At 38.7% G+C, this 14,280-nt stretch carries 10 protein-coding genes; 7 read left to right on the plus strand and 3 right to left on the minus strand.

The features are described from left to right. Positions 1-194: 194 nt before the first annotated feature. Positions 195-323, minus strand: a complete 129-nt coding sequence (locus tag JCM9140_RS24880) for a hypothetical protein (RefSeq protein ID WP_268870558.1) — start codon at positions 321-323, stop codon at positions 195-197. Between the two features lie 136 nt (positions 324-459). Between JCM9140_RS24880 and JCM9140_RS24885 the strand changes: the two genes are divergently transcribed. Together JCM9140_RS24885 and JCM9140_RS10150 are read left to right on the plus strand one after the other, a co-directional pair. Then, positions 460-594 (plus strand): hypothetical protein, encoded by a 135-nt coding sequence (locus tag JCM9140_RS24885; protein ID WP_268870559.1) that lies wholly within the window; start codon positions 460-462, stop codon positions 592-594. An 823-nt stretch (positions 595-1,417) separates the two neighbouring features. Beyond that, entirely contained in the window at positions 1,418-2,719 is a 1,302-nt protein-coding gene (locus tag JCM9140_RS10150; RefSeq protein ID WP_052002177.1) for a C40 family peptidase, read from the plus strand. Between the two features lie 76 nt (positions 2,720-2,795). On the opposite strand, the gene JCM9140_RS22475 is transcribed toward JCM9140_RS10150, so the two are convergent. Further along, positions 2,796-4,787: a S8 family peptidase gene (locus JCM9140_RS22475; protein ID WP_052002178.1), complete on the minus strand. Its 1,992-nt coding sequence runs from the start codon at positions 4,785-4,787 to the stop codon at positions 2,796-2,798. A 168-nt stretch (positions 4,788-4,955) separates the two neighbouring features. After that, entirely contained in the window at positions 4,956-5,972 is a 1,017-nt protein-coding gene (locus JCM9140_RS10160; RefSeq protein WP_156314844.1) for a C40 family peptidase, read from the minus strand. A gap of 326 nt (positions 5,973-6,298) precedes the next feature. Between JCM9140_RS10160 and JCM9140_RS10165 the strand changes: the two genes are divergently transcribed. From JCM9140_RS10165 to JCM9140_RS10185, 5 genes are all read left to right on the plus strand, one after another. Further along, entirely contained in the window at positions 6,299-6,718 is a 420-nt protein-coding gene (locus JCM9140_RS10165) for a DUF6612 family protein (RefSeq protein ID WP_034745638.1), read from the plus strand. Then, positions 6,718-7,104, plus strand: coding sequence for a DUF6612 family protein (locus JCM9140_RS10170; protein WP_034745640.1), 387 nt, complete (start codon positions 6,718-6,720; stop codon positions 7,102-7,104). The genes JCM9140_RS10165 and JCM9140_RS10170 overlap by 1 nt, the downstream gene beginning before the upstream one ends. Before the next feature lie 674 nt (positions 7,105-7,778). After that, complete coding sequence (locus JCM9140_RS22480; RefSeq protein ID WP_052002179.1) at positions 7,779-11,231, plus strand: S-layer homology domain-containing protein; 3,453 nt, start codon at positions 7,779-7,781, stop codon at positions 11,229-11,231. Between the two features lie 937 nt (positions 11,232-12,168). Next, the gene (locus JCM9140_RS10180; protein WP_034745643.1) at positions 12,169-12,681 is read left to right on the plus strand and encodes a tetratricopeptide repeat protein; all 513 of its coding nucleotides are present in this window, start codon (positions 12,169-12,171) and stop codon (positions 12,679-12,681) included. After that, a complete protein-coding gene (locus JCM9140_RS10185) occupies positions 12,681-14,270 on the plus strand; it encodes an O-antigen ligase family protein (protein WP_034745646.1) in 1,590 nt (529 codons plus the stop codon). The genes JCM9140_RS10180 and JCM9140_RS10185 overlap by 1 nt, the downstream gene beginning before the upstream one ends. Positions 14,271-14,280 lie beyond the last annotated feature (10 nt).

A 14,280-nucleotide genomic window follows, 5' to 3' on the forward strand; every position in this document is an offset into this window, starting at 1 on the left:
TGAGCCGCCTTTATTGTCCGCACCAGGGTCAGGGGAAACCAGGTTCCTCGACCAACGTTTGGAAACAACGAAAAACAAAGAAAAGCATAGAAGACTAGCCAGAATTACCAATCTATACTTAACTAAAGTGAATGAAAAATCGATCCCATATATAAAGGGATCGATTTTTGTTTGACTTTTATATAAAAAAACAATTAATTACGAAGTTTCTTTAACTGGCTATTAAATAGTTTAAAGTAGTAGCAACCTTCATCATCTTTTAATAATTTAAATCCTACCAAGGCTAACGGCGTCCAGATCGTCCTCATTTTAATTAAGGGCATGTCACTCACTCCTAGAATAAAGGTTAATTTGATATATCGTTCGAGTCTAGCAAGATGTAAATACATAGGTATATTTCCACTTTAGTTATAGTGTTAATTTTACTAGATTCATTTGGAAATTAAAAGGTAAATGATCTTGCAATCTACGACAGTAAGCGACATAAGTGGGTTAGGGGGACAGGTTCGATCGATTCCAAATGATGCGGTGCTCTACATTATTTGCAACCGTGAAACGTATGAACAGGTAAAGCTGACGACTGCTGCAAGATAAATAAGAAGAAAGGTCCTCATCAAAAAGCATGAGGACCTTTTTGCTGTGTGAAACCATTCATTTTCTCCTCCAAAGTAATCAAATTAAACGTTCTAGTAGACATTTCTAACCAAAAAGCTTCCTCTCTTCCTGAGTTAACAGAGTTTATTGTCGAGTTTCATTGATTTATTGTCCGATGAGCCGAATTTATTGTCCGCTACCTACACTTTATTGTCCGATGACCCACATTTATTGTCCGCGCCACAATTCCATTCAAAAACCACACAAAAAAATCATCAACCAAAGCACGTAACAAACCAAATGACGTAAAAACCCTCGCCAAAAAAGCAGGACCTAACTGCAGAACCCGCTTCTCACTATGTCAGCCGAACCTACATGACAAAGGTAGCAAGTAGCTCAGCAGCTAGTTGTGCAGCACTCACTGACCGTAACTGAGATCTTACAAAAAAAGATATCAACAGCTTATCCACGGAATTCTGTGGATAACTCATTTTTCCCGCAAACCCCGTATTCTAACTCATTTCGTCCATTCCTTTATTTGGAGACTCAACTTATGAAAAGATAGAATGATAGACCTCTTTTCAAAAAACACAAGAAGAAACGAAAGAAGCTGCAAACAAACCAATAGCACTACTCCAAAAACGAAGCAAAAAACCTATAAAGCACAAGACCCCACTTCACTGCATAAAAGTAGGGTCTGACCCCTTTATTAGTAAAGTACATAGAAAAAATGCAGGGCGCGTAAAATTATTCTTTGCAATTGCATTAGTGGAAGGTAATATTAGGTAAGAGGGAAATTACTAGGCTAAGGAGGTTTGTACACATGGTGCAGGTAACGGCGGTACGAAAATTCGTTCTGTCATCAACGTTTGCGACTGGGCTTTTTTTAATGAGCCCGCAAATAGCGGATGCAGCTCTTGGAGATCAAACCCTTCGAATAGGGACAAATCATCCAGATGTAAAGGAATTGCAAGAGGCGTTAAAGAAAAAAGGCTATTTTACGCACCATCAGTCAACTGGCTTTTACGGTTCTATTACAGAAGAAGCGGTAAGGAAATTTCAAAAAGCAAACAACTTAAAAGTCGATGGGATTGCAGGCCCGAAAACATTATCAGTACTTCTAGCGGAAATGGAAGGACAAGCCCAGCAGCACAATCAACAGTCTCGTTCAACGTCGAATAACGAAAAGCAAATGACGAGCCTACAAACATATCTCCGTTTTGGATCGGACGGTCAACAAGTTGAGCAATTACAAATTGCCTTAAAAGAACAAGGGTATTATAACTACAAAATTACAGGTCAATTTGGCAGAATCACAGAATCAGCTGTAAGAAACTATCAAAAAGCGAACAATCTCGTAGTAGATGGAGTTGTTGGACCAAAAACTTTAGCATCGTTGCTAGGTGAACACCCGGTACAGCAAATCACGTACGAGACGAACCTGCCGAAGATCGAACAACCGAATCAACAAATCAAAAGTGAATGGACCGTAACGAAGACCGTACTAAAAATAGGTAGCAGTGGAAGTGCCGTGACGGAACTGCAGATAGCTCTGCGTGCATTCGGTCTATTTGATCGACAACCAACGGGTTACTTTGGAGAGGAAACCGCACAAGCTGTACGAAACTTTCAACGTTTACATAATTTGACGGCTGATGGCATAGCAGGGCCAAAAACAATGAGCAAGCTAGCAGAACTAAAATCAACGCCAAAAGCCTCACCGAATGAAGCAGAAAAGAAAACACCAGCACTTGAGAATCAAGCAGCATTTGTTACGAATTTGATCGCAGAAGCAGCGAATCACATCGGTGCACCTTATGTATGGAGTGGAACGACTCCGAATGGGTTTGATTGCAGTGGTTTTATTTATTATACGTTCGGACAGCAAGGCTTATCGATTCCGCGCTCTGTGAAAGATCAATGGAATATAGGGAAGTCCGTTTCAAAGCCAGCTGTTGGTGATATCGTATTCTTTGAAACGATCTCACCAGGTCCATCACATAATGGCATATATATTGGCAACGATCAATTTGTTCATAGCGGCACCTCCACGGGTGTAGTTGTTGCCAGTATGAACAACGCTTATTGGAGTGAACGCTACTTAGGCGCAAAACGCTTATACTAGTTTGATAAAGCAACCTAAAAAAAATCACGGAAACCAATTGGCTTTCCGTGATTTTTTCTATAGATAGATGAAGACACTATTCTCGCAAGTCCTCATTCAGGACGCGGGATAAGATGACTGAAAACTGTGCTCTTGTTAACGTTTGACTAGGTTGATAGAAGCGGCCATCATAACCAGTCACAATGCCCAGTTTGGCTAACTGATTAATTTCCCTGTAACCAGTTGTAGAAGTAGTGACATCTTCAAAGATGATCGCAGAATCGGTGCCAAGAGCGAATGCTTTTCCTAAAATAGCGGCCATTTGAGCCCTCGTAATCGGAGCATTTGGCTTAAACGTTCCATCCGGAAAACCACTAATGATACCTAACTCAACAGCATAGGCAATATCTCCAGAAGCAAAATACTCTTTATTCACATCTGAAAAATTCGTCTCCGCTTGTGTCGTATCCCATTTTAAAGCTCGGGCGATCATGGCGACCGCTTGCCCACGGCGAACGGGTGCGGAAGGTTTAAAGGAACCATCGTCATACCCACTGACAATACGTTGACTCGCTAAATACGAAATGTGTGGTCCAGCCCAAAACGATTCATCTACATCCGAAAAATGAATCCATTCTACTGGTAGGGGCTCGGGCTCGGGTTGTGGTTCAGGTTCTGGTATCGATGGTTCTGGAACAGGCTCAGGTTTAACTTCTTTTTTCGGTATATGAACAGAGAGGGGTGAACTCTTTTTTGATTCAGTTCCATCTTTGCTAACGGCCGTTACATTGTATACATAATCACCTGGTGTCAAAGTTTCTTCAAAGTGAAGATCATGAACGGTTGTAATCCATTGAGCATTTCGATAAACCTGATAAGCATCAACTCGATCTGCCTGCTGATGTGACCATTGCAACGAGTATAGAGCAGAGTCGTCGCTATTTGTTGAAACGATGCTACCTCTTAACGAACGAGGTGCCGATAATTCAACCTTTGTTGGAGGCTGGATTAACCCGTATCCATACCGTTCATCACGAGAGCTTGTTAATGGATATGCGTCACGTTGAGCTAGTTTACGAATCTCTTTCGCGTTCAGATGAGGATAAGCTTCACGATATAAAGCGAATACCCCTGCAACAAAAGGTGTCGCCATCGATGTCCCGCTTAATGACGCAAAACGATTATTTAAATGCGTACTGTTAATCGATACGCCAGGGGCGCTAAACTCAATTTCCGGGCCAGTTGCCGAAAAAGAAGTGATTCGGTTTCGGTTATCTACCGCTGATACAGCAACGACACTCCCATACTTAGCCGGATACTCTACCGGCATCGGTGTTGCTGTGTTTTGGGACTTGTTTCCTGCAGCAGCAACCACGATAATATCCTGTTCATAGGCATAATCAACAACTGATTTTAAGGCAGAAGAAGGGGTGGATGTACCAAGACTTAAATTAATAATATCCATGTTTTCTTTAATCGCCCATTCAATTCCGCGAATCGTATCGTTTAGCCTTCCATTACCTGAAGAATCAAGTGTTTTGACCGAGTAAAGATCAACGTTATGTGCAACCCCTAGATGGTTGGTACTCGCTTGATTGGCGGCGATAATGCCGGCGCTATGTGTTCCGTGACCATTGTCATCGAAGTAGGAGGTTGTATAATTAACCATTGAAACCCCACCTTGAATCGTGAGTGCAGGATGTGGAGCAATCCCGCTATCTACAACCGCTACTTTGACCCCTTTACCAGAATAACCAAGGTCCCAGCTTGAAGGAATAGATAAATGGGATATTCCCCAGTTTGCATAAGTCGAACTTTCGACAATCAGTTCTTGATTCTCCTCGATGGAGAGGACTGTAGGCCATGAACGGATTGTTTCAATCGAACGGTCATCGGTTACAATCACAACTCCAGGGAAGAATGAGAACTCTTCCAAAATTTCAATTGATTCAAGAGATTCTAGTTTCTCATAATCAATGTCGTCTTGAAAAAGAAGGATGTATTCATCAGAACTAGCGAATACATTGGATACTTGTAAAAAGAACAAAAAGACGAATACGACGAAAAAACGTTTCATAAATAGGGTCATCGAGTCACCAGCTTTCGTAAGCTATAAATAGAGTAGGTGTTTCATATAATTATAGAAGATTAGGAACCAGATTGAAATAGAAAAGACAAAGAAAAAACGGTTTAAAAAGAGAGAAAAAGGGAATAAAAAAAGCAATAAGGACATTCTCCCTATTGCTTTTACAAACGTTTAATTACTTAAAGCACGATCAAAGAATACGGAAAGTTGAGCACGTGTCGTCGTTTCACCAGGACGGAATGTACCGTCTTTGTAACCTGAAGTGATGCCACTTTCAGCTAAGCTTTGAATCGCTTGATAGGAATGACGTGAATCGGATACATCTTTGAAATCTGTCTGTGCTGTTGCATCCGGAAGCTCAAAAGCCTTCTTAAAAACTAGTGCGATATGTTCTCTTGTAAATGGATCATTTGGACGGAAGTTTCCTTTGGAATCACCCGAGAAAAATCCTGCTTGCGCGACCGCTTGGATGGCATCATAAGCATGGAATGATGAACTTACATCGTGAAAGTCAACAGATTCTCCATTTGCTTCAAGATTCAATGCTCTTGTTAAGATAATCGCTACTTGTGCACGTGTAATTTGTTCATTTGGTTTGAAAAGGCTGCCTTCATACCCTGTAATAATGGTTTGTTCGCCTAAGCGTCTTATGGAATTCACTGCCCAAAAATCAGAACTAACATCATGATATTGACCAGCAGGAAGCTCCTTTAACGATACTTGCTGCACTTCGATCTCTTCTAGTACTCGTCTTGCTCCTATGTATCGACTGCCCCAATAGTGAGGATCATTAATATTAGAGATGGAAATTCCATTTGATGAAGATGCATGGATAAACTGATTGCTTCCTATATAGATACCTGAGTGAGAAGGGTTTGCTCCGGTTGTATTAAAAAATACAAGGTCTCCCACTTCTAAATCTGACTTACTAACAGATGTGCCAGCACGGTACTGAGAAGCAGAAGTTCTAGGTAAATCTATCCCGACACCATTAAATACATACCGAATAAATCCAGAACAATCAAATCCGCTTGGGGTTGTACCGCCAAAGCGATAAGGTGTACCAAGTTGGCCCTTTGCAATTGACACAATATCATCACGAACGGATGATGCTTTCACTTGGTCGCGTGGCGCAATCGTTGCTAATAGCAAGATAGTTAACACGACACACATGGTCCTCTTCGACAAGCCTAACACTCCAATCTTTCGACAATTCTATCTAGTAAACTACTGATTTATTTTCCTAGGACTAAGTCTAGCATAAGAATCTACCAATTTTTATTACATTTGTGTAACAGAATGACAACATTTTATGACAGATAATCGAAAAATCCCCTTCATATATTGTCGATTAGGTAGAATTTGTAAAAATAGAAAGCTAACTGAAATTAAAAAATGAGGGAATTTGGAGTAGTGCTACCGTAATTGAAAAATCAAACTTGTGTTCAGGCTAGCTGATTTGTACAATAAGAATGATACAAATACAATGAGAAGAAACGCTAGGAGAAGATAGAATGAAACAAATACTCATTCCCCTGTTTATTGTTACCCTGTTTGTACTCTCAGGATGTGGGGACCAGCTTAAAGCCGAGCAAGTGTATGATGAAGCTATAATGGCAACAGAACAATTAGAAAGTGTATCGTTTCAACGGAATCAAACGCTAACGGCACAACAAGAGTCGTTTCGTTCAGCAATGGAAGGTGAAATAGCATATAATCCGTTACAAGCGTATGCGGAAATTCAAATGACCCTTTTAAACTTAACAGAATCATTGAATATGGAAGTGTATGTAACGAATGATGAGTGGAGGGTTAGACCAAATAACCCTGGTGCAACGTGGCAAGTGCGTGACAGAGAGGGATTTACGGATCAATCTTTGAGAAACCAACAACGTTGTTGGAAGCTTTCCTACCATATAATAATGAATTTTTAATGAAGGAATCAGAAATCCTCTATTATGATCCAGAGAATGAAGAAGTGTTATTAGATGAGGAAGCTGAGACGATCTCAGTTTATGAAGTATCATTTAGAGGGTCAGATGAACAGTACCGTCCATTGGTTCTTCAGCATATCGAACAAATGGGACTAGCGGATCACCCGAATCTAAACATGGATGATGTAATGGAGAGCATTGAAATTGAACGAATTGACATGACGATTTTTGTTGATGTCGAAACATTTGATGTTCACCGCTTCCAAACACGCTTCCGTTATACGGTTGAAATCCTCGATGAGTTCCGTGTCATTGATGAATCGCTTTTGCTTCGTTTTCAAAATCATAACGAACCTGTTTCTATAGAAGAGAAGATAGAAGGTTAGTTTAAAAAATACATCGTTAAGAGGTTGGGACCTAACTAAAGGGTTAAATGGATAATGGGCATGCTGAACTTTAGCGGAGGATCGTTCCGGAGCGATTGCTATGCAGCGACAATCTTCACACACCATTGCCAGTTTATAAAACCACTTTTGTCCAAGCCTCTTTTTTTTGTTCTTTTTTAGATTATTAATTGGAATAACTGCCGATGACAAACATACGATGAGAGAGTGGGCTGAGGACGTATGTACAATAGACTTTGCAAAAACATTTACATAGCAACAAAGATAACTACCATTAATTGCTAGTGTAAAAACCAGAAAAACTTTCGTGAATCTATTTGCAAATGAAGAATTATTGTGTAGAATGACGTTAGATGTTGAATCTGATGTCACTCCAACCGCACCACTTGTAGATTCTAGTAAATTTATGTTATAATAAGTAGAATCATTGACAACAAGGAATCTAGCAAGTATAATCATCTTGCAGATTACAGTTGGAATGACTGCAATTTACTAGTTCAAACAGGCGGACTAGGGTATTGGTTTTGAAATAAGATCTGCATCAAAGTTTAAGTACACCGTTGTTTGACCAGTCAGTCCTATAACGTCTTAGTAATTAGTAAAACAGTTTAACTGTACATTCAAAATGTACATAATCTAAGGAGGAAAAAGAAAACATGAGTTATCAACCTAAGTCTTACCGCAAATTCTTAGCAACAACTTTATCAGCTGCTGTAGTAACAACAGGTTTCGCTGGTGTAGGTCCAATCGCTGCTTCTGCTGCGACAAATTTTTCAGATGTATCTGAACAACGTGAAAGCTACGAAGCTATTCAAGCTTTAGTAGATCTTGGTGTAATCACTGGTTATCCAGATGGAACATTCAAGCCAAGAGCTGAGCTTACTCGTCAACAAGCGGCAGTAATGTTCGCTCGTGCGTTCGATCTTGATACAAACAACGTAACAAACCCAGGTTTCAGCGACATCCCAACAACACACCGTTATTACAACGAAATCGCTGCTGCTGTTGAAGCTGGATTCTTCAACGCTGGTGGAACGTTCAACGCTGGCGGAAACTTCACACGTGCACAAGCTGCTACAGTTATCACACGTGCTTGGGGATTAGAAGGTACTGCACAGTACACATTCTCTGACAACGCTGGTTCACACGCTAATGCTGTTGCATTAATGGCTTCTGAAGGCCTAATCAATGGTTACTCAGATGGAACATTCCGTCCAAACAACGCATTAAACCGTGAGAACTTCGCACAATTAATGCACCGTACGATTGAAAAGCATGGTCTTGATAGAACTCCTAGCGAGCCAGCTCCAGATGTACCAGCAGTTTTCAATCTTAATGCTTCTGTTAACTCAGACAAAACAGCTGTCATCTCTGGTCGTGCGAATGTTGTTGAAGAAGTACAAGTGACAGTTCTAAACTCAAGCGATGAAGCTGTAGTTGAAGAAACAGTTTCAGTTGATAATCGTTCGTTTGAACTTGTTACAGAAGTTTTAAGTAATGGTAATTACCGTGTAGTTGTTGAAGCTGAAGGAGTAGAAACTCAAGAAACTTCCTTCTCAGTTTCTGATGTAACTGCTGCACCGGGGTCAGTAACAGCAGTTAACCAACCTACAGCAGGAAATCTAGCGATTGGTTCACCTATGAACGAAGTATTTAAGTTCTCGGTAACTGCGGGAAGCGATGACATCACGTTGCGTTCAACGCAATTACGTCAATTAGGTACAGCGCATAATCGTGATCATATCGACGAAGTTCATCTATTGGATGAAAACGGAAATGTTGTTGCATCAGGAACAATCAACGCAGACAACCAAGTTCGTTTAAGTCGTTCTGTAAGAATTCCAGCTAACACAACTCGTGAGTTTACAGTAGCTGTTGACTTGAACAATGATTCAACTGCCGCAACTGCTACAGTTCAATTTGGAATTGAATCAGTTAATGCATTCTCAGCTAATGCTCAGTTGAACGGTTCATTCCCACTTGTGGGTAATAGTTTTTCTATGATTCAAAGTAACATTGGTCAACTTAATGTTCGTGGAAGTAGCATCGTAGTTAATGCCGATGTAGGTGATACTCAAGAAGAACTTGGACAATTCACTGTTCAACCATCTCAAGAAGGTGTTACACTTGAGCAGGTTCTATTAAATGCACATGGTGGAATTGATCCAACTGACTTTGAAAACTTAACACTTTACAGAAACAATGGCGCTGATGCAATTGATGTTGATGCTATTGTTAGCTCTGATGATGTTTCGTTTGATTTACGCGGAAAAGATATTCGCATTGCACGTTCAAATGCTGAAACGTTCGTATTGAAAGGTGACCCTATCGATACGCAGTCTGAAGGTTATTTTGAAATTGAAGAAACTTATGATGTTCGTGCAAAAGGTATTAATAGTGGATATAATGTACGAATCGGTTTAGAAAAAGCTAATGTTGATGGACGCAGTACGGTTGCCTTATCTGCACCTTTCGAAATTGGTTCAGGCGATTCTCGTTTAACGATTAGCACGAACTCTCCACAACAAGGTTCTACTATTGTTGCCACTTCAAGTTCTGAAGGTGTTGTGCGTGAGTACAATCTAGTAGCTCCAGGAGAAGATATTACTGTAACAGATGCTTCAGCGATCATTAATACAAGAGGTCAATCTGTTGGAGATCTAGTTTCTGCAGTAGAGCTTTATGATCCAGAAAGAAATGTTGTATTAGCTTCTGAAACAATTAGCAGATCTGAATCAGGAGACGAAGTTGAAGTTAGTTTTGACAATGTTAACTGGTTCGTTGATCGTGGAACTTCAAATAGAGTTCAACTACGTATTCGTAGTGCTGGAAATGAAACTCTTGATAATGCAGAAATCGATGTACGTTTAAATTCTGTAGAGTATGATTTAGAAGATACACGTACTCGTGGTCAATCAATGCTTAGCTCAGTACTTCCTTCATCTCCACAATATAAGAAATTAACTGCTGGTGGATCATGGAACTTTACACAATTACCGAGTGGAAACCGTATTTTTGGTTATTCAGTATCTGATACTTTACGTCAAGCACCTATCGGTGGTTTCCGTGTTGAAGCATTAGATGAGAATTTAAGAGTTGATGATATCATTGTTTCTGCTGCTCCAGATTCTGATTTACTAGATTCAGAGGCATTTGGTGGTAGATTAGATAACCTAATCGCAGCTCCAAACTTATACGTAGCTGGAGAAGATACTCCAGTAGCTACGGGTAGCTTTATTAACAACGGTACTAAAATTGAGTTTGAATTCAACAATAATTACGTTGTTGAGACTGGTTTAGAGAATCGTAAACAATTCGTGATTAAAGCTGACATTTTAAGTGCAGATGTACCAGAAGCTGATTTAAATGATACGTTTAAATTACAAGTGGAAAATATTGATTCTCGTGGTCAAAACTCTAACATTAGAGTTAATGTACCTGAGTCTCAAAGATTCACTAACACAGTTGCAGGTGACTTAGGTGGTTTCAACTATCGTCCAACTTCTGTAACAGCTAATTTAATTTCAACAGAAGATCGTGTTGCTTCTAACACTGCTAACCAACGTATGTTTACTTTTTCTCTAGAAAATATGGCTACTGTTAGAGATGCAGATAAGAGTGTATTCGTTAAACAAGTACCTATGGTCAATCAATTTGATTGGAATTCTGATGTAACTACAGATGATGTTGCACAATTTGCTATTCGTGATGATAAGAATGAAAGATTAAACCCTGTAGGTGCGTCTAGCTCTACATTTAGAGCTCACACTACAAATCTAGCAAATGATAGTTTTGTATTTAAAGCATTAAATGGTAATGCTGGTAATTACACTGACGCAGATGGTTACTTACATGTTACTTCAGGTTCTTCTGGTAGAACAGAAACGGAAGAATTTACTGTAGTAGGTAACTTTAGCTATGCTAGAGGAACTGGTGATGATCGAGTTGCTCCATTTGATGGATCAACAATTCGCTTTGATTTTGATCGTAGTAATGCTACTAATTTTGAAATTAAGTATGGTCCAAATACAGCTAACCTTTCTGATGTTACAATCACACCATATATTAGAGGATACCAAGGTCCTGAAATTAGTGTACCTATCCGTTAATAGTTATTTTTACAAAAAACCAACCACTCAGTGGTTGGTTTTTTTGACATTTATCAAATGGTTGAGGTTCAAGATATTTCTGAAGTTGTTCTAAACATAAAGTAGCTCCTAAATGATATATTAGCAAAGGTATTTAAGGAGATGTGGAACTCTGAAGAAGCTCGAGGCAAAGCTGGTGTCTACAAACCAATCATATAGAAGACAACGTAGAAGATAAAACTCTAAGTGAATTTAAAACCAATAGCTACTACAGGAATATGTATTTGTTAAATTAAAACCGGTCTTTGTCTATATAGTTGGAGTATTTAGCTCCTTTAAAGATTTTAAAAAATGTCATTAATCCCCGAGTCAGTCTAGGCTACCGTGCTACGCTTACTAACCTAGCGATTTGAATCGAAACGAAAAATGACGTTTTCGATTAACATTATTAGGTCATGAGAATAGTAAGGTTTTCTTCATGCTTTTACTCCTCATCTCACGTGGATAGAGCGCAACTTGTCACTTTTGTTGTGAAATTTTTCGCGCTTCGTACCTAACCCTTTGGATGCGTTGTCTTTGTTCCTTGTGATATCGTGTTCTATTTCCTTTAATGTCTGACAGCCTTCTTGTTTTTTACTTAATTATCTAAAATCTCCTACGACATTTATCCTAACAGAGAGGGAATTGTAGAAAGAAAAACTGACTAGTTTTTCTTTGAAAGTAGGTTTTAGTTAAAAAGCGATAAAGAGGAATGGGGTGTGAGTCTCTTTTCTTTGCCTAATTTCCCTTGACGATCAACTAAAGGAGTTTAGAAGGCCTTAATTAAAGTGGCTGCACTTACCACTTTTGAGTTCGACCAAATTCAAATACCAAATAAAAACAAAATTCTACAGCTTACTACATAACTAAATTTATAGTAAAATGTTAATAGACTTAATTATACTTAAGGAGTTAACGTATGAACATTCATTCAAGCAAGTTTAGAACTGTCACTTTTACGGTTCTTTTTATTTTGGCTGTTATCATCTGTGTTATTACTTATTATATAGCAAATAATCAGAATCAACTTTTTGAAGAAGATTTTCATGAGTTTCATTACGCAATGCAGTTGTCCAACCAAGGAGGCTTTGAGGAAGCAGAAGAAATCTTTTTAGATTTAATTGGTCGAAAACCTGCTAGTCCAACTCTAGAATGGAATACAGGACTAAATTACGCCATGAAAGGTGATTTGGATACAGCACTGCTTCATTATGAAGAAGCTATGAAAATAAGGCCATTCCTCAGGAAGGAACCTTTCTTTATGATTCAATTTGGGGAACTTTTATTACGTAATGACCAACTAGAGCAAGCACAAGTTTATTTAGAAGAAACATTAACGCTAGATTTGCCAGAAGATTATCGGCTGGTGACGATGTCTCTCCTAGAGGAAATAGAGTCTGACAATAATAATGCAAATGAGGATGAAAGTTGATGAATTATAACATTCATACAGTCAGTAACGAAAAGGAAGGTTTAAATGAGATAGCTAGGATAAATAAAGTAATTATTGTTTTATTCGGTTTTTTATTTGTATTCCTGCCTCTAATTACAAGAGTACAAGTTGCCGAATTTATCAGTCCGTTAATCTCATTCCATTCATCATTAAATAGTGGTTCATATGGGGAGTTGTTTACGTATTATAAGTTTCTTTTTTTTCTTATAGTTACGTTTGTTATTTTATTACTTTTCTTGTACTCGTTGTTCATTACAAAGGCTGTAATAAAACCTAGTAATTTAAATATTTTTATATCTATTTTTGTTTTCTCGCTTCTTATTTCACTAATATTTGCACCATATAAAGAGGTTGCCTTATTTGGTATGTATAATCGTCACGATGGAACGATTACTTACTTAGGTTATATGGCACTTCTATTTGTTGCAGCTAATCTTTCATACAAGGCAAAACATATTCATTTGATAGTTTTATGTCTAATTCCGCCTATTTTTGTTAATGCAATAATGGGGTTAGTTACCTTTTACGGGATTGATCTTGGTTCTTATAGCTGGGTACAAAATTTGATTGTCCCCACTAGTCTAAGAGAAGTAGGCGATATTGAAGGTAGCGGATTAAGTACAACATTAAATCACGGCAACTATGCGAGTGGATTTGCAGGAATGGTCGTTGTATTAGCAACTATTTTTGCAATGATGACGAAAAATAAGTGGATGAAAGTCGTCTATAGTCTATTAGCTATATTTGCATTTTCGATGATTTTTACGTCTTTATCAAGGAGTGGCTTCGTTGCTGTTACCGTCTCTCTTCCGATTATTGCCTTTGTCATTTGGAAGTCAAAGCAGAAATTGGAGGCTGTTATTCCTTTTGTTTCAATTGTCATTTTAAGTACGGCTTTATTTATTCCATTAGTCAATCATAATGCAGAAGTTTGGGATCGGACAGTTGGCTTTTTTGTTGGTACCAATCCTTTTGTTAGTGAAGAGGCGTCAGAAAGCTCTATGAATCCAACTGATTTACTGACCAATATAGGTGGGTCTCTTGTTCCAAGTGTTCAAGCTGATGAGCCTAACGAAAACAATCCTTTTGAACTTGAGCCGCTACCTGAAAGAGGAGTAGGTGCTGGAGCGGGACGTTTGTTTATTTGGGATCGAACGTTTGATTTAATAAAAGAGCGACCATTATTCGGTTATGGAATGGATACGTTAGCTCTATTCTTCCCACAAAATGATCCAGAAATCTACGCAAACATCGAGAATTATCATTTGGTCGTTGATAAGCCTCATAATATGTATATTGGGATTGGTTATGGTGCTGGAATCATTGCACTTATTAGCTTTTTAGCTCTGGTAGGGATACACGTATATCGAAACATTGTTTATTTTATGAAAGGCAAACTCGTGACTGAAGAGGAATTTTTATTAGTTGCCTTGTTTGGAGGTTTGTTCGCTTATTTGGTGCAAGCTGTGTTTAATGATACGATTATAGGGTCTGCTCCAATCTTCTTTGTGTTGTTTGGGGTGAGTGTTGCGTTGTTAAGAGAAGTAAAAAATCATCAGAGTGCGTAACATAGGATGG

The organism is Halalkalibacter wakoensis JCM 9140 (assembly GCF_000513095.1).
GTDB lineage: Bacteria > Bacillota > Bacilli > Bacillales > Bacillaceae_D > Halalkalibacter > Halalkalibacter wakoensis.